Origin of the sequence: Agaribacterium sp. ZY112 (assembly GCF_041346925.1) — a bacterium.
Lineage (GTDB): Bacteria > Pseudomonadota > Gammaproteobacteria > Pseudomonadales > Cellvibrionaceae > Agaribacterium.
Genome location: NZ_CP166840.1, coordinates 449,297 through 469,986, shown reverse-complemented (window position 1 = coordinate 469,986; position 20,690 = coordinate 449,297). Strand labels below are relative to the sequence as shown.

The 20,690-nt window shown below is 44.8% G+C and carries 22 protein-coding genes; 13 read left to right on the top strand and 9 right to left on the bottom strand.

Annotation, left to right across the window (positions count from 1 at the left end; genetic code table 11):
• The first annotated feature begins 4 nt into the window (after positions 1 to 4).
• From AB1S55_RS02095 to AB1S55_RS02045, 11 genes are all read left to right on the top strand, one after another.
• Positions 5 to 1,075, top strand: a complete 1,071-nt coding sequence (locus AB1S55_RS02095) for a mevalonate kinase (protein WP_370980129.1) — start codon at positions 5 to 7, stop codon at positions 1,073 to 1,075.
• Complete coding sequence (locus AB1S55_RS02090) at positions 1,068 to 2,378, top strand: hydroxymethylglutaryl-CoA reductase, degradative (RefSeq protein ID WP_370980128.1); 1,311 nt, start codon at positions 1,068 to 1,070, stop codon at positions 2,376 to 2,378. Before AB1S55_RS02095 ends, AB1S55_RS02090 begins: the two co-directional genes overlap by 8 nt.
• Positions 2,371 to 3,381, top strand: a complete 1,011-nt coding sequence (gene mvk, locus AB1S55_RS02085) for a mevalonate kinase (protein WP_370980127.1) — start codon at positions 2,371 to 2,373, stop codon at positions 3,379 to 3,381. The genes AB1S55_RS02090 and mvk overlap by 8 nt, the downstream gene beginning before the upstream one ends.
• Before the next feature lie 124 nt (positions 3,382 to 3,505).
• Positions 3,506 to 4,099 (top strand): isopentenyl-diphosphate Delta-isomerase, encoded by a 594-nt coding sequence (gene idi / locus AB1S55_RS02080; RefSeq protein WP_370980126.1) that lies wholly within the window; start codon positions 3,506 to 3,508, stop codon positions 4,097 to 4,099.
• A 39-nt stretch (positions 4,100 to 4,138) separates the two neighbouring features.
• Positions 4,139 to 5,677, top strand: coding sequence for a hypothetical protein (locus tag AB1S55_RS02075; RefSeq protein ID WP_370980125.1), 1,539 nt, complete (start codon positions 4,139 to 4,141; stop codon positions 5,675 to 5,677).
• 91 nt (positions 5,678 to 5,768) lie between these two features.
• Positions 5,769 to 6,656, top strand: a complete 888-nt coding sequence (locus AB1S55_RS02070) for a polyprenyl synthetase family protein (RefSeq protein WP_370980124.1) — start codon at positions 5,769 to 5,771, stop codon at positions 6,654 to 6,656.
• Positions 6,657 to 6,769: 113 nt separating this feature from the next.
• Entirely contained in the window at positions 6,770 to 7,876 is a 1,107-nt protein-coding gene (locus AB1S55_RS02065; protein WP_370980123.1) for a BamA/TamA family outer membrane protein, read from the top strand.
• Between the two features lie 11 nt (positions 7,877 to 7,887).
• Complete coding sequence (locus tag AB1S55_RS02060) at positions 7,888 to 8,301, top strand: META domain-containing protein (protein ID WP_370980122.1); 414 nt, start codon at positions 7,888 to 7,890, stop codon at positions 8,299 to 8,301.
• Positions 8,302 to 8,504: 203 nt separating this feature from the next.
• Positions 8,505 to 9,104 carry a hypothetical protein gene (locus AB1S55_RS02055; protein ID WP_370980121.1) on the top strand — a complete coding sequence of 200 codons (600 nt, stop codon included), beginning with the start codon at positions 8,505 to 8,507 and terminating at the stop codon, positions 9,102 to 9,104.
• Positions 9,105 to 9,276: 172 nt separating this feature from the next.
• Positions 9,277 to 10,746 carry a cobyric acid synthase gene (locus tag AB1S55_RS02050; protein ID WP_370980120.1) on the top strand — a complete coding sequence of 490 codons (1,470 nt, stop codon included), beginning with the start codon at positions 9,277 to 9,279 and terminating at the stop codon, positions 10,744 to 10,746.
• Between the two features lie 160 nt (positions 10,747 to 10,906).
• On the top strand, positions 10,907 to 11,833 hold the full coding sequence (locus tag AB1S55_RS02045) for a hypothetical protein (RefSeq protein ID WP_370980119.1): 927 nt from the start codon (positions 10,907 to 10,909) through the stop codon (positions 11,831 to 11,833).
• Positions 11,834 to 11,896: 63 nt separating this feature from the next.
• Here AB1S55_RS02045 and AB1S55_RS02040 read toward each other — a convergent pair whose 3' ends face one another.
• From AB1S55_RS02040 to AB1S55_RS02000, 9 genes are read right to left on the bottom strand one after another with little or no spacing between them, the layout of a single operon-like run.
• Positions 11,897 to 12,346, bottom strand: a complete 450-nt coding sequence (locus AB1S55_RS02040) for a hypothetical protein (RefSeq protein WP_370980118.1) — start codon at positions 12,344 to 12,346, stop codon at positions 11,897 to 11,899.
• On the bottom strand, positions 12,343 to 13,131 hold the full coding sequence (locus AB1S55_RS02035) for a beta-ketoacyl synthase chain length factor (protein ID WP_370980117.1): 789 nt from the start codon (positions 13,129 to 13,131) through the stop codon (positions 12,343 to 12,345). The genes AB1S55_RS02040 and AB1S55_RS02035 overlap by 4 nt, the downstream gene beginning before the upstream one ends.
• On the bottom strand, positions 13,128 to 14,324 hold the full coding sequence (locus tag AB1S55_RS02030) for a beta-ketoacyl-[acyl-carrier-protein] synthase family protein (protein WP_370980116.1): 1,197 nt from the start codon (positions 14,322 to 14,324) through the stop codon (positions 13,128 to 13,130). The genes AB1S55_RS02035 and AB1S55_RS02030 overlap by 4 nt, the downstream gene beginning before the upstream one ends.
• Positions 14,311 to 15,216 carry a hypothetical protein gene (locus tag AB1S55_RS02025; RefSeq protein WP_370980115.1) on the bottom strand — a complete coding sequence of 302 codons (906 nt, stop codon included), beginning with the start codon at positions 15,214 to 15,216 and terminating at the stop codon, positions 14,311 to 14,313. Before AB1S55_RS02025 ends, AB1S55_RS02030 begins: the two co-directional genes overlap by 14 nt.
• Positions 15,217 to 15,242: 26 nt before the next feature.
• Positions 15,243 to 15,539, bottom strand: a complete 297-nt coding sequence (locus AB1S55_RS02020; protein ID WP_370980114.1) for a hypothetical protein — start codon at positions 15,537 to 15,539, stop codon at positions 15,243 to 15,245.
• On the bottom strand, positions 15,532 to 16,917 hold the full coding sequence (locus AB1S55_RS02015; RefSeq protein WP_370980113.1) for an AMP-binding protein: 1,386 nt from the start codon (positions 16,915 to 16,917) through the stop codon (positions 15,532 to 15,534). Before AB1S55_RS02015 ends, AB1S55_RS02020 begins: the two co-directional genes overlap by 8 nt.
• Positions 16,907 to 17,539: a hypothetical protein gene (locus AB1S55_RS02010; protein WP_370980112.1), complete on the bottom strand. Its 633-nt coding sequence runs from the start codon at positions 17,537 to 17,539 to the stop codon at positions 16,907 to 16,909. Before AB1S55_RS02010 ends, AB1S55_RS02015 begins: the two co-directional genes overlap by 11 nt.
• A gap of 1 nt (position 17,540) precedes the next feature.
• Entirely contained in the window at positions 17,541 to 17,816 is a 276-nt protein-coding gene (locus AB1S55_RS02005; RefSeq protein ID WP_370980111.1) for a phosphopantetheine-binding protein, read from the bottom strand.
• A gap of 8 nt (positions 17,817 to 17,824) precedes the next feature.
• Positions 17,825 to 18,613 (bottom strand): class I SAM-dependent methyltransferase, encoded by a 789-nt coding sequence (locus AB1S55_RS02000; protein ID WP_370980110.1) that lies wholly within the window; start codon positions 18,611 to 18,613, stop codon positions 17,825 to 17,827.
• Positions 18,614 to 18,771: 158 nt separating this feature from the next.
• Between AB1S55_RS02000 and AB1S55_RS01995 the strand changes: the two genes are divergently transcribed.
• A complete protein-coding gene (locus tag AB1S55_RS01995; RefSeq protein WP_370980109.1) occupies positions 18,772 to 19,785 on the top strand; it encodes a hypothetical protein in 1,014 nt (337 codons plus the stop codon).
• Positions 19,782 to 20,567 carry a lysophospholipid acyltransferase family protein gene (locus tag AB1S55_RS01990; protein ID WP_370980108.1) on the top strand — a complete coding sequence of 262 codons (786 nt, stop codon included), beginning with the start codon at positions 19,782 to 19,784 and terminating at the stop codon, positions 20,565 to 20,567. The genes AB1S55_RS01995 and AB1S55_RS01990 overlap by 4 nt, the downstream gene beginning before the upstream one ends.
• The last annotated feature ends 123 nt before the right edge of the window (positions 20,568 to 20,690 follow it).

Sequence of the window (20,690 nt, the reverse complement as noted above, 5' to 3'; positions counted from 1 at the left end):
GCCCATGACGCAGGAAGAGCGAGCTTCTAGGTATCAGGTTAGTGCGCCCGGCAAGTTAATTATCTGCGGTGAATACGCAGTATTAGACGGTGCGCCTTCTTTAGTCTTGGCTTTGGACCGGCGTTTACAGTTAAAACTTGAACCCCAAACACAGTCAGACTCTTCTGCGGATGCGCCGCTAGGCCTTAAGCTGCGTTGCCCGGGCTTTAGCCATAAAAGCTACTTTATTACCGATGAAGGGAGCCTGGGTCCCGAGCTTGCTCTATTTAGCTCGATGTTTTGGTTTCTACTGAAGCAGCACTTTGCTGAGCCGCTTATTTTTATTCGGCAGGCTTGGTCTTTGGTTAGTGATTCTTCTGCTTTTTTTGATGCTGAAGCCAAACTGGGTTTGGGTTCGAGTGCTGCTTTGTGTGTGGCGCTTGATGAGTTGTTTAAAGCCTTGCCTGAATCGCGATTAGGCTCTGAAAGCCTAACTCAACGCTGGACTCGTTTACAAAAGGTGCATAGCTTGGCCCAAGGTAAAGTGGGCAGCGGTGTAGATCTAGCTGCCAGTCTTCATGGTGCCGCGCTTGTTTTTAATAATGGCCAATCTGTTCAGCGCGATCTAAGTTTTACCGCTTGTTCTTTACCAGAGGGGCTTTATTTAGATTTTATCTGGACGGGGCAAAGCGCGAGTACACCTGCGATGCTGGGTTCCTTATCAAAGTGGCGGGCCAAGCATACACAGTTGTGCGCGAGTTTTATTGATAGGCTAAGTGATGCCAGTGCATCTGTTTGTAAGCAAACGGATTCTAGGGCTTTTCTTGATCGCTTACGCGCTTTTTGCGCCATCTTGAATGACTTTGATCGTGCAGCCGATTTAGGCATTTTTGCCGCAGGGCATGCGGCCTTGTACCAGCATTCTTTACAGTTTGATGCGGCTTTGTACAAACCCTGTGGTGCTGGCGGAGGTGACTTGGGTTTGTTGTTAAGTCACAGCGGTAGCCAGCGTCAAGATATGCTGCAATTTATAAAAGAATCTGGGCTTCGCTGCCTTGATTTACATATTGATAGTCGGTCTTCAGGCCGTGAGTGATAATAGCATGCTACAAAAAGCAGTTAACCGAAAATTTCGTAAGCTAGCTCCCGCACTACGTATCGAGGCTTTAAAAGATGCCGGTTATTTGAGTGCGCAGCAAGCTCAGGCCTGGCACGAGCAGGAATATGCTTTGGGGCTGGAATCTGCCGACCGAATGATTGAGAACGTCATGGCGACCTTTGCTTTTCCTCAAGGCGTTGCGCTTAACTTCCCACTTAATAAGCGCTTATATCAAGTACCTATGGTGGTTGAAGAGCCCTCCGTTGTTGCTGCATTAAGTTATGTTGCCTTGCTTGCAGAAAAACACGGTGGTTTTAGTGCTTCTGCCGATGCAGGGGTGATTAAAGGCCAAATACAGTTTGTGGCTCTAGAGGATGTCGCCGCAGCAGAAGCGGCTGTACTTAAAGAAGCTGAGGCCCTAGTTGAAGAGGCCAATAGCTTAATGCCGGCTATGCTTGAGCGCGGTGGTGGTGTTCGCAAGCTGACAACAGCACGTTTTATAGGGCCGAATAGTGGTGAACCTATGCTTGTGGTTTATCTCAGTGTGGATACCTGTGATGCCATGGGGGCAAATCAAGTGAACTCACTGTGTGAGGCCCTAGCTCCTCGTTTGCAGGCTTTAATAGGTGGTGAACCATTATTAAAAATCTTAAGTAATTTAGCGGATGAAGCCTTAGCAAGGGCAGAAGTAAGCTTCCCTGTGTCTGCTTTGGCGATTAAAGACATGGGTGGTGAGCAGTTGCGCGACCGCATAGTGATGGCGAATGACTTGGCGTTGATGGACCCTTATCGAGCTTGCACGCATAACAAGGGCATTATGAATGGCATTGATGCCTTGGCTCTGGCGACAGGCAATGATTGGCGCAGTGTTGAAGCCGCTGCACATGCCTATGCCGCCCGTGATGGTCACTATCGTGCCCTGACTCAGTGGCGCAAAGATGAGAATGGCAATTTAAAAGGCAGCATCGAATTACCGATCAAGATAGGTACGGTAGGGGCGTCACTGCTTAGTAATGCTCAGGTAAAACCAAATCAGCAGCTGTTAGGTATTGAAAGTGCTCCTGAACTAGCGTCGCTTATGGCGGCTGTTGGTCTTGCTCAAAACTTTGCTGCACTTAGAGCGTTAGCCAGCTCGGGTATTCAGCATGGGCATATGCGTTTACATGCACGCAGCGTTGCACTTAGTGCGGGTTGTCCCGATGCCTTATTTGAAGCCTTAGTCCAGCGTTTGGTCAAAGAGCCAGAAATTAAAGTGTGGCGAGCCAAAGAAATCATTGCCGAGCTACAAGCCAATGTCTGAGGCTGTACTCGAATTTTCAGCTTTAAAGAAACGTAAGGCTTCTACTTATCAAGATGCCGGCGGCTGGGTCAGCGCTTGTGCCAAGGTGATCCTCTTTGGTGAGCACAGTGTTGTTTATGGCCAGCCAGCTATTGCAGGGGGCCTGGAGCAAGCTATTCGTGTGCGTATTGAGAGCACGGCTGATGTGTCTCGTATTGTGATACCTGCTTGGCGGTTAGATTGTGAATTAGCTGAACAGAGCACTCAGTCGGGCGGCGTAAACCTATTACAGCAGAGCATGACCTTATTGTTTAATGAATTTGCACTTACCGAACCTGTGTTGATTCGAGTGGAAGCCGAAGTGCCTCACGCTTCTGGCCTTGGGGCTTCTGCTGCCTTAGCGGTCGCTTGCGCCCGTGCCGTGGCGCTTTTTGTGGGGCAAGATCCTAGCAATGAACGTATTAACGACTTGGCTTATCAATGTGAAACCTTGGCGCACGGTCGTCCCTCAGGCTTGGATAATACTATCGCTTGTTATGGTGGTTTATTCCGTTTTCAAAAAAAATCAGAAGAGCTTGTACTAGAGCCTCTTAGTATTCCGCGCCCCTTACGGTTTTTGGTGGCGCTTAGCGGCGTTAAAGGCTTTACCGCCAAGACAGTTGAGCGGGTTAGGCAGGCATGGCTGGCCAAGCCGGATATGTACAACCCTTTATTTGCTTCGATGGGCGCTTTGGTGGCCAAGGCTGAAGTCGCTTTAAAAGCGGGTGACTTACAGACATTGGCTGTGTTGATGACAGAAAACCAAGCTTGTCTTAGGCAGCTGGGGGTGAGCTGCGCTGAAATTGATGAAATCTTACATTTGGCTACTCAGGCAGGCGCACTCGCGGGTAAGTTAACGGGCAGTGGCGATGGTGGTGCGGTTTTACTTTGTTGCGGCTCGGATAAGGCCGAGTTAGAGGCCCAAGTTCAGGCGACACTCGAGGCAAATGCTTATCTTAGTTTTCCGGTTGTATTAGCAAATTGAGCACCTTTCATGTGCTAGTTTGGCGGGCTTAGTTGTTTCAAACGCGACTGAGCTTTAAACTGTGCGTTTGATTTTTGCCTGCTGATTACTAGCGGTGCGTACTTATTGTCTTTCGGAGGTAGTTTTGACAGCACATGCACATGACAACTTCGCTGTGGTGTCGTCGGATTCCGATCAGCTTATTCTTGTAAACGAACACGATGAAGAACTTGGCCTAGCTGATAAGCTGAGCTGCCACGACGGTCAGGGCATTTTGCATAGAGCGTTTTCCGTGCTCTTGTTTAATGAGCGTGGTGAGATGCTGATACAAAAACGCGCCGAAGTTAAACGCCTGTGGGGAGGCTTTTGGTCTAACTCTTGCTGTAGCCATCCTCGTGAAGGTGAGAGTATGACTTATGCCGCTCAGCGTCGTATGAGCGAAGAGCTTGGGCTTGAGGCAAAACATTTAACCTATTTATATAAATTCCAATATCACGCTCAGTTTGGTGATATTGGTGCAGAGCATGAGCTGTGCTCGGTGTTTATTGGCCGCTGTGATGAGCAAGCTAAGCCTAACCCGCATGAGATTAGTGAGGTGCGTTGGTTAAGCCCAGAAGCTTTAGAGCATGAACTCGAAACCAACCCTGATGCATTTACACCTTGGTTTAAGCTTGAGTGGTCTGAGATACAAAATAAATTTAAGGCGCAGCTTGAGGCTGAAATAGCAGGCCTCGTTTAGTGCTTTCGGCTAGGAAGCCGAAATTTCGTGGAGAATAGTATGAGCTCTGTTGGTATTAGCGGTCTTGCAGCGTATTTGCCGCGTTATCGCACCCAGTTAAAAGACTGGTGTGAATGGACGGATGGTAGCTGGGAAAAGCTAAAAGATGTTGTTGGACATAGCTTTCGTATGCGCGGGCACCATCAAAATGTGTACACGATGGCAGCCAATGCCGCCTTAAAATTGATTCAACAATATAATATAGATCCGCGCTCGGTCGGCTATTTTGCTTTTGGTACGGAATCGAGCACGGATAACAGTGCCGGTGCAGTGATTGTTAAAGGCCTCGTCGATCAAGGTTTAGAGAAGATCGGTCTACCAAGCTTAAGCCGCTATTGTGAAGTACCCGAATATAAACACGCCTGTTTAGGTGGTGTTTATGCGCTTAAAGGTGCTGCGCGCTTTTTGGCTTGTGATGGGGCCAATAGTACGGCCATTGTTGTGGCGGCAGATATTGCGGAATATGAACAAGGTTCAACAGGCGAGCCTACCCAAGGTGCGGGCGCGGTAGCTATGCTGCTTGAGCCTGAGGCTAAAATGCTGGCTATTGATCTTAGTAAAAGTGGTTCTTCTGCCGATTATCGCGGCCCCGATTTTCGTAAGCCTTTTGTTCGTTATGCCCAGCAGCACGCTGCTAATAATGGCCAGTTACGCGACTACCCAGTCTTCAACGGTTATTACAGCACCAATTGCTATATTGATGCCGTGTTGGTCGCTTTGTCGAATATGTTTAATAAGCGCGGCTTAGATCGCAGTGACTACCTTAAGAACCTAAAAGCTATTTTTATGCATAGGCCTTATACGCGTATGCCTGAAACTGGTTTGGCGATGAGCTACCTCTACTCATTGGCTATGGGAAAGCAAGAAGATCACAGTGAGCTAAAAGAATATTGCGAGGCTGCGCGAGTTAAATTTCACGATGTCATTGAAGAGCTCAGTGCTAAGCGTGATGTTTACGCCTGTGTTGAGCAAGGAAAAATTAATACGCCTCTGTTTTCACGCAGTTTACGTGTTACCCGTGTTTTAAAGCGTTTTGAAAGCTTCCGTCGTATTGAGGCTAAGATGAGCCTCGGTTGGGATATCATGAAAAACGTCGGTAACCTTTATTCAGCATCCTTACCTGCATGGATTGCTGCGGGTCTTGAAGATGCGTTTAAGCGTGGCGTTGAATTACAAGGTTACGATATTCTGACTTTAGGTTACGGCAGTGGTGATGCAGCCGAAGCCATTCCTATGCGTGCGGTTAAAGGTTGGCAAAAACAAGCTTCTCTGATCAAGTTTGAAGAATGCTTTGACGGCGCCATTGATGTAAACCAGGCGCAGTACAGTAGCTTGCACGGTGGTCGCCAACCTGTTGGACTGCCTATTCAGACAGAAGGCGAGTTTTTTATTCGCCGTGTTGGCAGTGCTGATAATAAAGACTTCGATGATGAAGGTCTTGAGTATTACGGCTTTGACGCGGGTGTCAGTGAAGAACAGCCTCGGCCCATCGATGCCGAAGACCCTCTCGGTACTCAAGATAGCAGTGAAGCTCAATAGAAATAGCTCTCTATAGAGTTATTTCGCTATAAATATCGAGCAGGGCGCTTAAGGTTAATACCGATACGAGCTTATAAAAGCAAAGACTATTATGGATTTTCAAGAACAGGCTAAGCACTACAAGTTGCGTGTCGAAGCGCAGTTAGCTACTTGGTTTGATGCCCAAGCTGTTTCTTCAAGCCTTCATCAGGCTATGCTCTACAGCCTTAACGCCGGAGGCAAACGGGTTCGTCCTATTCTTGTATACGCTTGTGCTGATATTTGTCAGGTCGATACCAGCAGCAAGAGCGATCAAGACTGTGCCGCAGCGGCGATAGAAAGCCTGCACACCTATTCCCTTATTCACGATGACTTACCGGCCATGGACGACGACGATTTACGTCGTGGTTTAGCAACCTGCCATGTAAAGTTTGATGAAGCCACGGCCATTTTAGCCGGTGATGCCTTGCAGGGTTTGGCTTATGAGAAACTTAGCCTGCTCGATGATGAGGTATTGGCTTGTCGTCTTATTCGAGCCTTAAGTTCTGCTGCCGGTGCTGAAGGAATGGTTGCTGGGCAGATGCTGGATTTAGAGGCCGAAGGCCAGGAACTCGATCTAAGTCTTAGTGAACTTGAATGCATCCATCGTAATAAGACGGGAGCATTAATTATTGCAGCCGCGCAGATGGGAGCTTTATTAGGTGGAGCTAGCCCTGAGCAAAGCAGGGCCTTGGCAACGTATGCCAGTGCTCTAGGTTTGGCATTCCAAGTACAAGACGACATTCTTGATGTGGTTTCTGATTCTGAAACCTTGGGTAAAACTCAGGGGTCGGATATAAGCAACAACAAAAGTACGTATGTTAGTTTATTGGGCTTGCAAGAGGCTCAGGCCCTAGCCAAGCAGCTTGTTGAACAGGCTAAGCAGTCTTTAACGGTGTTTGCTGAAAGAGGCCAGTTTTTGTCTGAGCTTGCTGACTACATTACTCATCGGAAGAATTAATGAGTTCAGCGAACGGCTGCTATAAAGTCTCGCTTGAAATATAACTTAGCCTTTTGCCCTTTATCATTTAGGCTGCAAAACAGGCCTTAATAACCTGGAAGGTTGATACGTCTATGCGTAAGCACACTGAAGTTGCTTTTCTTATGCTCTTTTCTCTCTATTGTTCTGTCTTAAGCGCAGAGAGTGGTGACTTAGAAAAAACAAAGCATGTTGATCAAGAGCCGAGCAAGGTAAATGCTAGCAAGAAAAAAGAATCACCTTGGCTGGCTACGCCAACCTTAAGTGCCGACCCTAAAATGGGCACAAGTATTGGTGCAATGGGCGCTTATTTATTTAAAGCGGATAAAAAAAGCCCTACTTCTATGTTGGGTATTATGGGTAGTTACAGTAATACTGACTCCACTATTTATGGCATGTTTTCTAAAAATTATTTTGCAGCTGATAGGCATCGTTTATTAGCTGGAGCCTTTGGTGGTCGTATAGAAAATGATTATGAGGATTTCCTAGGAACAGGCTTTAATGCACTGACTACTGATAGGCTAAAAGGTTTGTTTCTTCGTTATACCACACAAGTAAAAGGCGACTGGTATCTTGGAGCTCAGGCTGTTGATATGGATTATGAGATCGACGGACGTGATGAACAAACCAAGGCCTTTCTCAAAGCCATAGGTCTAGATGGCTTTAGCAGTAATGGTATTGGCGCTGTGGTGGAATACGATGCGCGAGACAATCAGCACTCACCGAGTTCGGGTTCTTATCTGAATCTGAATAATACGGCGTATAGAGAAGCCTTAGGTGGTGACGAAAGTTTTGACACTTATGAACTCGATTTTAGTCACTTTTATACGCATGGTTCAAAAGGTGTGCTCGCTAGTCATGTCTATGGTCGTTGGACTAATGATGCGCCTAAAGGCGCATATAGCTCTATTAAGTTACGTGGTTATACTCGTGGGGAATACTTAGCTCCCAATACTTGGACCGTGGAGCTAGAGGAACGTTATCCCTTAAAAGGAAAATGGGGGTTAAGTGGCTTTATGGGGCTTGCCTGTCTTTACGGCGATGAACAGAGCTGTTCGGATGATGAGAGCCTCTACCCCGCTATTGGTGGTGGTGTCACTTACACACTTAAAGAGCAGGAAAAAATGATTGTTCGAGCAGAAATTGCTGCAGGAAAGTATAAGAACAAAGGGTTTTATATTCAATTTGGTCAGGCATTTTAAAGGAGAATACAATGCTGAAATACTGTTTAGGCTTCACCATGCTTGCGCTTGCGAGTTGTTCGCAGCCTCATAAGTCAGAAACGATGACACTTTTACCTGATGGTCATTGGCAGTTGCTTAGCGTGCAGGGCCAGGAGCCTCCTATTGGTGTGAATGCTGATTTGTTAGTGGATGGGGCGAGTGTGACAGGTCGCAGCGGCTGTAATCGCTTTAATGGCCAGCAAAGAATCAATGATAAAGGCAGCTTGCAGCTTGGGCCTTTTGCGGCAACTCGTATGCTTTGTGCAGAAGACCAAAATAAATTAGAACAGTTGATTTTTAGTACTTTTTCCGAAGTTAAGGCTTACAAACAAGCTGGGAAGCAACTGATTCTATTAGACACTGAAGGTGTTTCTGTTTCTATTTATGAGCAAGTTGAATCTTAGAGTTGTCGAATAAATTTACATGCCACTTTGGCGCCAGAATCCTTTATCTTCTCTGTCTATAACTGGCGCCTTTTTAATCTTTTAAAGTTATCTAAACAAAGGTTAATACCTATAAATAGTAAAAATTTCGCTTATTAACTGTATTGGCACTTATGTTGAATAAGTGCTTAGGTCTTATAAAATATGGTTAAGGTGGTACACACGTGAATATGCCTGAGCACTATTTGAAATATGGTTTTGTGGTTTATCTAGATGATGATAAGGCGGTATATGATGATAAAGTTTTAGCCCGCTTACCTTATGCCGATGCACTTTTTAACAGGTTGTCGGGCTCAGAGCATCCATGTGTTGCACGTGAAGCTGTACATGTGAATGGTATTAAAGTCAGTTCACCCGTTTTTAAATATGAAAATAAAAGGGGGAGCATAGAAAGCTACCAAAGCGCTTATTATTTAACGGACGCACTTATGCGAAAAGGCATGCTGCCTGTCTTCTTACCTGAAACCGGGGAGGTAAAAGATTTATTGCCTTTGTTGACTAAAGAGCAGCGTGATGATGCCATACTAGTTATACAGATCTTGCAGGCTCGTTATATCAAAACCGAAAAACGCCACCCTAGTAGAAACTTTATGCCCGCTCAAGACGTATCTTTAGACTCCAGTATGCTGGATTTAAGTGATGCAGAAATTATGGCCATTTTTGGTCGCCTTCCCGATGAGCATGAAGACGTTGTGCTGTCTTCTGCTAAGCCTCAGCCTAAAGAAGAGTGTTTTATTCGCGATGACTTTATTCGTAGAGCCTAGCGAGTTCTTTTAAATTAAATGATTATTTTCTTGGAAATAAACCCCAATCTTACTTACGTAAGAATATAAATGTTAGCGATACTCTTCTAATCCGTTAAGTCGTTTAACTGTGGTTAACGTATCTAAACAATTTACATTACACTGTGCACCTTATTTAATTTGAGGTGCTTTTATGCTGAGTGTAAAGCAGTGTTTAATGGTTCAGGGCACAACCTCCGATGCAGGGAAAACTGTATTGGTAGCGGGTCTATGCAGTGTGCTTGCACGAAGAGGACGGAGTGTTGCCCCTTTTAAGCCTCAAAACATGGCTTTAAATAGCGCGGTGACTGTTGACGGCGGAGAAATTGGCCGAGCTCAGGCCTTACAAGCGTATGCCTGTGGTATCGAAGCGCATACCGATATGAATCCTATTCTATTAAAACCAAGTAGTGATACGGGGGCTCAGGTGATCGTACAGGGGCGAGCTTTAAGCTCAATGGAAGCTGAGTCTTATCACGATTATAAAAAAGTGGCGATGTCAGCAGTGCTGGACTCTTTTGCCTCTTTACAGAAACGTTATTCGAGCATCATCGTTGAAGGTGCTGGAAGCCCTGCAGAGATTAATTTACGTGAAGGCGATATTGCCAATATGGGCTTTGCTGAAGAGGTGGATTGCCCTGTTATTTTAATTGCAGATATAGATAAAGGTGGTGTTTTTGCTCACCTGGTAGGTACCCTTGCCTTATTAAGCCAATCTGAGCAAGACAGAGTGATGGGCTTTGTGATTAATCGTTTTCGTGGTGAGCGTGCTTTACTTGAAAGCGGTTTAGATTGGTTAGAAGAAAGAACAGGAAAGCCAGTACTAGGTGTATTGCCTTATTTAAAAGATTTTTATCTTGATGCTGAAGATGCAATCGATATTAATCAGGTGAATACGGGGACCGAGCAAATACATATAGTGGTTCTTGTTTATTCTCGAATTAGCAACCACACAGACTTCGATGCCTTACGACTTCATCCGCAAGTAAAGTTTACCTGGCTCGGGCCAGAGCAGCCTATGCCCTCTTGTGATTTAATTATTTTACCGGGTAGTAAAAACGTTCGTGCCGATCTACAGCATTTAAAAGATTGGTCATGGGATCAAGCCATTGTTAGGCACCTTCGTTATGGTGGTAAAGTGCTTGGTATCTGCGGTGGTTACCAAATGCTTGGACAGAGCATTAATGACCCCTTAGGTGTCGAGCAGGAAGCGGGTTTAAGTCAAGGCTTAGGTTTAATTCCAATGCAAACGATACTAACTGAGCAAAAAACCTTAAGTTGTCGCTCTGGGCATATTTGTTTAACTCATAAGCCCGTGGAGTGCTCTGGTTACGAGATTCACTGCGGTGAGAGTGAGTTTCTCGCCGAGCATCAAAGCCTTATTAGTTACGACACAGCTGAAGCAAATTCAGAGGGTTTTATTAGCGAGGATGGCCAGATTGTGGGCACTTACTTACATGGTGTTTTTGACCGATCGCAAGCTTGTATGGCTCTATTAGAATGGGCTGGTTTGAATCAAGTAGTAAAGCAGGACAGTATTGAAGAGCGGCGTAATCAGCAGTTAGAGCGTCTAGCAGACATGCTTGAAGATGAATTAGACTGGTCAAAATTAGAGCTATATTAATTTTTTGTGACCTATTGAGGCTTTTTTAGCCAGGTCGCTTGAGTATGGCGCGTATAATTGTTTACAATTCTATCTCGGCTACAACTTTAGTGTGAGGGCTTACCTCAGCACACTTATAGCCACCTCCTCCTACACCTCTTTCGAACAAGACAGGTTCAAAATGAAGTTTAAATCAGTCAGTTTTGCATGCGCCCTTATGGTGGCTTGTGCATCGATGCATGCGCAGAGCGCGACTTTACAGCAGCAATTAAATGAAAGTGAGCAGGGAATTGCCAAGTATCAAGCTAAGCTTGATACGCTTCAGGGCGAGCTTGATCAGGCTCAAGCCGACGTCGACCAAGCTAAGGCTCAGAAAGAGACTGCTCAAGCTAATTACAATGTAGAGGCAAGTGCAGAAAATGAGCGTGCTTTAGACCGTGCTAATGGCAGCTTGAGTTTGGCGGAGCGCAAGTTAGCTTCGACTCAAAAGCGTATCGGTTTTGCGGATACTAAAAAGGCAGAGTATGAAAAAACGTATTCAGCTGCTCGTAAAAGCATAGATGAGCAAGCGAAAGCCAATGAGCGCGCCGCTCAGGCCGAGAAGCTCCGCCAGGAAGAAGAGGCTAGGCTACTCGCTGAACAAGAAGCCGCGTTGTTAAAAGAACAAGAAGAGCAGGCCGCCGCAAAACTAGCTGCTGCAGAGCTTGCTACGCAAGAGGCTGTAGTTGAAGAGGCTGTAGTTGAAGAAGCTAAGCCTAAGCTTAGTGCTGAAGAACTACAGAAGCAGAAAATGGCGAGGGCCAAAGTTTCTGAGTTTAATGCATATTTAGCTGGTGATGTTCGTAAGCGAGCGTCACTGTCTCGCCTTAAAGGTTCTAGCTCTTTATCGGGCTCATTTCGTTTTGAACACCTAGGTGGTGAGATTTATTTTACTGAAGTTCCTTTGAAGTCTGGTGAGCATAAAATTAAAGTATCTAAGCGTTATTTCAAGTTAGTTATACCAGAAGCAGATAATGGTGAAGTTTATAGTATTTATTTTGATAACCGCGCTAATGGACGCGGGCGATTGACTGCATTTAAAACAAGTTTGTTGGAAGTAAGTAAATAATAAGCTGCGAATATTTTTTGTAAAGGGCTGCTTAACATGCAGCCCTTTTTTGTATTTGCTCTTTTATGAGGCAACTTTGGTTTTACTGGGGGTTATTAGAACTAAACTTCCGGATGCGATTGTTTTTTTTCTGCTCGTTACTTTAAAACTATAAATAGCACCGTTGTTTGAATTAAGTTCTAATTGAGTTTGAAATTGAATGTTCTTTTCAGGTAGGTAGGTGTTTTCCCACGAGAATTTTTTTATAGCGCCGACAAATGCTGCTTGTTTTTTTCCGAGGTGAGAGTTTATATGTGCAGCATGTAGGGCTGCAGTTTGTGCAGCGTATTCTGCAAGTATACAGCTGTGAACTCGTGCATTTATCTGTAGAGGGTTGTTACCTCTTAAATGGCTTTCTGACTCGCATTGGATTCTATCTTTGTCGCAATAAGTTACTTTATCTATAAGGCACATGTCACTGCCGTGAGGTAATAGCTCTGCAAGGTCTAGATGTTTGAAGGAGCAAATATTCATGCTCGGCCTTCAACGACAAGTTTTAGCTTCTGATTGCAAGCTAGGTCAAAATAAAGTTCTGTTTTATTTGGTTGAGCACAGGCTTCTAATAAGGGTAAACATTTAGCTGCAGGATTATCCATTCGTAGGGCTTCTAACTCTTTTATTTTACAGTGGCTTAAGCTATCGCTATTTTCTATGCCTAAATTGAACTGGGCTATACAGTCATCGCTAGGCTCTCGGCTTAATAAAAAGGCGCAAGCAAAAGCTGTGTTAATAGATCTCTTAGTTCGTAGCGGGACTGGTGGAACACTGTCGTAGCAAACAAATAAGACCTGTTTATGCTCCGCGACTAATAAACCAGTGCTTTCGATTAAACCGCTAGAAAAGCTGTAATCGAAAGCACTTAGGCTGGTTGATGCACTTTGGCAGTGAGAGGCTATGCCCCAGTAGCCTGCTGCTGAATTATGTACTGAATTATGAAACTGGGTGGGTGAAATTAAGCGTTCGTTTTTACTTAGCGCGCGACAGATTTGATCAATAATTTGATAATCACCACCGGAGCTTGCAAAGACAGAAGCTGGTGATTCCAGTTTACTTTTCTCTTGAATTTGCTCACATACTTGAAAAGCTAGGCGAACTAAGTTGGTGGCTCGGCGACGTTCATTTGCTGGTAGGCTATTGGGTTTGTATTTATCTATTGAGCCAGCGTTATAGTCTTCTTTACCTAATAAAATGGCTTGAGCCTGGGGCCAATTGTTAATTCCCTCGCTCACAACTTCGATGGCATTAATATAAATGTTCATGCTTGGCCTCCAAAGATCAGACTGCAATTACTTCCGCCAAAGCCAAAGGAGTTACTGAGAACATAATCGATATCTGCATGACTGCTATCTAAGAGAATATTAGCGTTAATTTGGGGGTCGATCTCAAGCGTGTTTAAACTCTTGGGGCGCCATTGGTGTTCTATACTTAAAACAGAGTAAATTGCTTCTATTATACCTGCTGCACCCAGTGTATGGCCTGTCCACCCTTTGGTAGAGCTTGCTGCGACATATTTACCAAATAATTCACATACAGCTCGGCTTTCACTTAGATCATTTGCATTCGTGCCTGTTCCGTGTAAGTTAATGTAGTTAATGTCTTCACTATTTAATTTCGCTTGATTTAGAGCTTTTTGCATTGCCAATTGGGCGCCGATGCCATCTGGATGAGGGGTGCTCATATGGTGGGCGTCACTGCTCTCGCCATAAGCAAGCATCATTATTGCACTGTCTTCATTATTAGCCGGTTCAACAATGGCGAAACCTGCGGCCTCACCTATGTTTATGCCTTTTCTATTTTTATCAGAAGGGCGGCATAATTCGTTGGCAATAACTTGTAAGCTGTTAAAACCATAAAGTGTAGTCAGGCACAAGCTGTCGACACCACCGACAATCGCGGCATCACAAATACCTAAAGCAATGGCGCGCTGGGCGGCAGCAAATACTTTTGCGCTAGAGGAGCAGGCTGTTGAAATAGCACTTGAATAACCATTTAGCTTGAAATAATTTCGTACAAACTCAGCACAAGAATATACGTTGTGAGTACCTTGATAATTATACCAAGCAGGAAGTTGCTCTAAGCTCCCTCGCTTAGCCTGCTCAATATAAGCTCGCTCAGTTTCGTGAATGCCTGAGGTGCTGGTGCCAATAAATACACCAATTCGATTTGAACTGTATTTCAGTTTTAATGCAGAGACCTTGCTCGCAAAGGAATCCTGCTCAAGCGTTAACGCTGTCAAACGATTATTTCGACAGTCGTAGTCTTTAAGGCGAGGTTCTAGCTTAAGCTCGTCGCAGGCATCAATATGGCCGCAGTAGGTAGATAGGTCGTTTATATCAAAGAAACGACATGGTTCTAGGCCGCTATTACCATTTTTTAAGGCCTTAAGGTTGGCATCGATGCCTTGCCCGACGGCTGTGCTTAGGGTGTAAGCGCTAAGTTTAAGTGCGTTCATTGGACCAGAAGTTATAAAAGTTAAACCAATTGTAAGGAGCGAGTTTTATATAATGCTCTAATCTTTGCGCGTATTTTTGCGCCAGCTCATGCAGCACCTTATGACGTTCCTTTCTCGTTATTTTATGGCCTTCATATAAAAGCTCAAAATGAAGACTGTAATGTTTATTACCGTGATAAAGGCCTGTGCACATTATTACCGGAACTTTGAGTGTTGCGGCAAGTTGCCAAGGGCCGAGGGGGAGTTGGGCCGGTTGACCTAAAAAATCACACAAGGTATGGGTTTCATTGCGGCCGACACGGTCTCCCATAATGCCTATATATGCACCCTGTTTAATTAATTCATCAAGGTGAAGGGCTAGTTGAGAAGGGGGTTGTGCCACATCAATGATTTTATTAGCCATTTCGGGGCTTAGTCGTTCAATAAGCTGCATGGCTTTAGCGTTGTGTTGCCTATCCATAAGAATATAGATATCTAGATTACTTTCTTGTTTGGCAAGCACACGCATGGAGTCAAAGCTACCTATATGACTTACGAGTAATAAGCCTCCAGATTTTTCTGTAAACAGGTCTTTCCCTTCTGTATCGACACGAAATTGCTTATAACGACCGCTAAGGAAGTAAAGCCGGTCAATACTCACTTGAGCGAAATGATAGAAGTGTCTAGTAACCTTAAAAAAAGAGGGGGGATGCCCTTCTAGATGTTGCCAGTAGTCTTTACTGGTATTCACGCTATGCTTTTTGAAAATAGTAAAAAATAAAGCGGTAGCTATTAAAATTGGACTCAAAAATATTCGTGGGCTGTGAAGAGCAAACCAGTAAAGCAGGCTTAGCATAAACTTATTGCTTTGCTCTTTTTGTTCTCGCCAGTGTTGAGGGGAGTCACTGTTCATAGCTGCCTGATATTAGTTGTTTTATGCTAGTTGATTTGTATAGGTTGCTTAATAAGAGTCGCTTGCATAATAGTTTGCTTTTCTCTAAGCAGCTTAATCTTTATTAGACTATCTGTTTCTTGTGTTTCAACTTGGCAGTGGTTGCCTGGGTGTAGTGTTGATAAAAATTTGGCGCTTTTTACTGCGTTTATAGTAATGCCTTTTTGCTCGCAGAGCTCAATTAACCACTGAATGGTTAAGGCTCCAGGAACAAGGGTGTTGTTAGGGAAGTGATCCTTATAACATGGGTGTTCAGACGGAACATGAAAGTCAGATTTAGTCATTGTGTTCTTGCTCGAGTCTAGTTGTTCTTAAAAGATCCTCTAAGGCCTGTTGTTTAAGCTTCCCAGTAGCGTCCCGACCTAAACTTTTGACCTTAAGCAGAGGTCGTGGTAAAAAAACTGCGTCAATATGTTTGGCAAACAGTGAGCGAAGTCTTTCGCGTGTTAAATTGCTAACTACAAGAGCGGCGGGGCGTTCACTGTCCTTAGGTACAAAAAGTACAGAGTCATCAATACCTTCAATTTCTAGTAGCTTTAAATTTAAGTCTGTTAAAGAGCTGCGTTTACCGCCAATATTTACCATGTCTTGGCCGCGACCTAGGAATTGAAAGTGTTGTTTGTCGACAATATTGATCCGGTCTTCGAGTATGACAGGATCAGAAAAATAAGGCAGTGTAAGTTGAGTTTCTTGTTGCACTTGTTTTAGTTCGATTCCCTCGAGGCAGACCCATGTTATATCTTTACTGGTTTGGCGTGTGGCAAATGAGCCGGCTTCCGTGCAGCCATAATCTTCTAGCAGCGGGCATTGAAAGAGCTGCTCTATGCTTTGAGCAAGAGAAAGAGCCAAAGGCGCTGTGGCACTTACTATACAGTGAAGTTGGCCGCTTACTTCTTTGCTTAAGCTTTGCAGGACGCGTAAATGAGCTGGTGTTGTTACGAGCACTCCCTGCTTGAGTTTCATTAATGCATGACTTACATCGGCAGGAAAAAAAGGTTGCTCACAGCGTATTGAGCAGCCACTAACCAGGCTGAGCATGACGGTCATTTCTAGGCCGTACATATGCTGTGAGGGAACGGTTGCTAATAAACAGTGGCTTGAATCAATCTTAAAACGATTTGCAAGTCTTTGAGCAGCTCCTTTAAGTGAGGCCCAGTGTTTGTTGTTGGCTTTGGGCTTGCCTGTGCTGCCAGATGTAAAGGCAATAGCGCACCTTATATCTTCCGCAATATAGTTTTGTATTTGTTCATAGTTAAGTTGTTCTACTTTTGGCGTTTTCGAGTCTTGTATGTGTGGTTCACGGATAATAGCCCCGTTATTATCTTTCACCTGCCAAATGTTGATTTTGATGTGAGGCCTATTAAGCTCATAATCGAGCTCATTGTCACTGATTATAAAAAAGTCTGTATATTGTTCAGTGCTATCTCGGACTGCGCGCTCATTTTGCCCAGATGGTAATAGATTGGTTTTTCCTGCTAGTGCACAAGCTATAAATGCGCACATAAAATTGCCCCGGTCCTTACATAAATTGAGTGCGTATGTTTGCTCCGGTAAACCTTCTGTTAAAGCGTGAACATGAAGCATAAACTCAGGTCGAGTTAAGCTTTGTTGTTCTTTATAGAGCAAGGGCTGTTGTTGGTTGGTGATGGCTTCAGTCTCCACTTTTTTCTCGTATTGGGTTGGATGTGAAAACGATTTTTATATATTCAATAAAGCCTGGATGATTGTGCTCTGGAAATTTATGTTTTCTATATACAAACTCGCCAACAAAAAACACACCAACTAGCAGGTGGTTAAAGCCGTTAACCATAAGTGACCAGACCCATTGAGGGGCACTAATGGTGAATATTAAAGCGCTAAGCACAAAATAACTTAATAGTAGTGTCCAGCAGAGAGTAACTTTGTGCGTGTAGTTTCTCATGGCTTGAGTTAATGGCCCTCTAGATGCTTCTCCAATGGCTGTTACTAAGGGTTCTCGACCTGGTAATAAACTTTGAGCAAATACAAATAGGATAAACAGTGGTAATAAAATAGGTGGTAGGGCTATTAGGTAAAATACTGCGTTAGCGTAAAAAGTTGCGCTGGCTAGAGTGCTAAAAAAAATAAAAATAGCCCAAGCGTACTTGTCGCGATTGAGTAAGGGGCGTAGCAAAACTCCCGCACATAACAATACCATGGCGGCAAAATACCAGTGTTCAGATTTTAGTAAGGTGCCTAGGTGTACACCCACCGGATAGGCCAGTATTAATACTATTTGAAGAACTGTGCGAGGCGCTATGCGCATACTACTTACGTTGTTGGTTTATATGCGCTGTAAGCGACTTTAGATTGGCAAAAATTTGCTGATTATTTTCATCATCCGCTTTTAGTTGCACGCCAAAATTCTGGGCAACAGCAAGGGAAATTTCTAAGGCATCGATAGAATCAAGGCCTAAGCCTTCGGGATCCTGTGTGCCAAATAAGTCGGCTTCAACTTGTATTTCACTTGCTTCAAGATCTTCAAGATCGAGCGCTTCAACAAGGATTTTTGCAAGCTGTAATTCGGTGATTTGTTCAGACATAAGGCTACCTACGATTGATCTGCTTTTGTTGCACTGTATTCGCTGAATAAGCCCATAACGACATGTCGCTTGGCTTCGAGGCCTTCTGAGTCTTTGAGGGCTTCGACAATGGTGTGGGGAGGCACGCATTGTTCAATCGTGTCCCAGTAGTATTTCATTAGTTCTTCAGCATCAGCGCTGCGGCGGAAAATACGAGTTGCAAGGGGGACAACTCCCTTCATATACGCCTTAAGGAAAGCAGTGCTTAGTGCTGAAGGTGGCTTAGATATTTCCAAAAGTAAGAGCTTGCCACTTGGCTTGAGCACACGAAGGTACTCTTTAAATGCACTGCGTAAATCAGCAACATGGCGTAAAGCAAAACCCATAGTGAGCATGTCAAAGCTGTTATCAGGGAAGGGAAGGGCCTCACCGAGGCCCATGCTTGCGCGCTTAACGCCATTTTTACGAGCCTGACCAAGCATGCCTGAACTGGGATCAAGAGCAATAACGCAGCCTTTATCCCCAACGAGGTCTTGAGCGAGTAGTGAGACTTCACCGGTGCCTGCCCCCACGTCGAGTACTCGCATACCATCTTTCATACCTGCGCGAAGAAGCGCTTGTTTGCGGTACCAGCCACCAGAGCCAAAACTCATGATCTTACAGATCCAGTCATAGTGCTCGGCAGAGGAGTCAAACATACCGTCCACTCGCTTACGGCGAGTCTCTGCACTTTCGTAATAGTCGGAAAGAACGGGGTGAGGCGCTACACTATCGTTCGCCTGTTTACTCGAAACCGTTTTTTGCTTTGGATCTTGCATTGGGAAGGCCGCTAAAAAAGGGCAAATACTAAAGCAGGGCGCCCGCCTGCTCAAGTTGATTGTTGTCATTGATCCCGAATTGGCTCGACTGCTAAAATCCAACCCCGATTTTAATTAAAAGCTCTGTAGTTACGGGTTTTCTAGGCACCGCTGTTTTTATGGTACGTTCTTCTCTTTATACACGGCTTCAGTGTGGTGCGTGGTCCTTTAGTGATGGACCACTTTGTGATCTTCTCGAAGATGATAGCGTCTTTGCTGTTTGTGGTTTTTCTCCGTCACAAATGAATACAAGCCCACGTTTTATAGCCACAGGTATGCAGCAGCTGGCTGAAAAAAATAGTTTTGAGCTCCTTGGCGCGTCTGGTCCTGTTCGTTCGGGCTGTATAGAGACTTCTGGTTTGCGGTGGGTCGAAGATGATGAGAAATTACTCTTGAGTTTGAGTTTAGATGCTTCTGACTCGGACTTTGACTACGCTCTTGAGACTGAAAAAGCCTATGATTTATTGCTCAAGGAGATGTTTCAGCGTGGTTTTAATTACATGGTTCGGGTCTGGAATTACTTTGCTGGAATTAATCTAGGCGAGGGGGATCAGGAGCGTTACAGACAGTTTTGTTTAGGTCGTCATCAAGCCTTGGCTAAGCATGAGCTTAGTAAGCAGCACTTCCCTGCGGCATGTGCTTTGGGGCGTGATGATGGCAGTTTACTTATCTACCTAGTAGCGGCTAAAGAGCCTGCTAGGCATATTGAGAATCCACAACAGGTTAGCGCTTTTGATTATCCGCGTTGTTATGGCCCTCAAAGCCCATCCTTTGCTCGAGCGGCCGTGAAGTCTTGGTCAAGGCATCAAGATATTTATATATCTGGTACCGCAAGTATTCTGGGGCATAAGAGTTTACACCGAGGGGATGTGCTCGCACAGACCAAGCTCACATTGAAAAACATTGATGTTCTACTTGAGAGTATTAGGCTGCAGCATCAAGTGAGTCTGCCTACATTAGGCCAACCTTTATACTTAAAAGTGTATTTACGCTCTTCTGGGGATCAAGAGTTGGTGGCTGATGTTATTCATGCTCACTGGGGAGGGGCTGTTAACTGTATTTATTTGCTTGCAGATGTTTGTCGACAGGAGCTGGATGTTGAAATAGACGCGGTTGGCTGTGTATTTGTATGAGAGAGCCTAGTTTATTTTGCCGCTTATTTACTTACTTGTATCGATATTGGCGGGTCTTTGCTACGGGTTTGTCATTTGCGGTATTTGGTTTAGGAGGGCCTGTGGTTGCAGCTCTTTGCGCCTTGATCTTCCTCTTGTTTCCGATGAGACAGGGGAAGAGGGTAAGGGTTAGTCGGGCTATTTTACGTTCCACATACACGCTGTATGTCAACTTTATGCGAGCCCTTGGCTTATTGTCTTTCGAGGTTAAGCAGATTGAGCGCCTTGAAAAACAGCCTTGTATCATTATCGCGAACCACCCTTCGTTACTTGATGTTGTGTTTCTGTTCTCCCTAGTTCCCAATGCGAGCTGTATTGTTAAGAGAGCTTTATTTCATAATGTATTTACACGTCTGCCTATACGTGCTGCAGGGTATTTAGCAAATGATGATAGCGAGTTAATCAAGCACGCAAGGCAGGTGCTTGAGGCTGGGGCTCCGCTGATTATTTTTCCTGAAGGGACGCGCTCTACACCAGGTCAGCCACTGCGTTTCCAGCGTGGGGTGGCGCACATAGCATTGCAATTGTCTTGCCCTATTTTGCCTGTTATCGCACGTTGCGATCCGCCTACTTTGCTTAAGGGGCAGCAGTGGTATCAGGTGCCAGATCGCAAGCCTCACTTTTCTATGGAGTTTGGAGAGCTGCTAGATCCAAGTCAATTTGTTGATGATCAAGCAATGCCAAGTACGCAAGCAAGACAGCTAACTCGAGGCTTGCAGCAGTGGTATGAACAGCGTTTGTAAGCTGTAATTAAGAAGTATCCTTGTGACTTGATCTGAGCAGTGGCAGCACGACTCTGATGTTGTTAAAATGCGCGCCGATTGTAGGGAGACTGAATACTCCTTTTAAAGCTAGATGAGATGAAA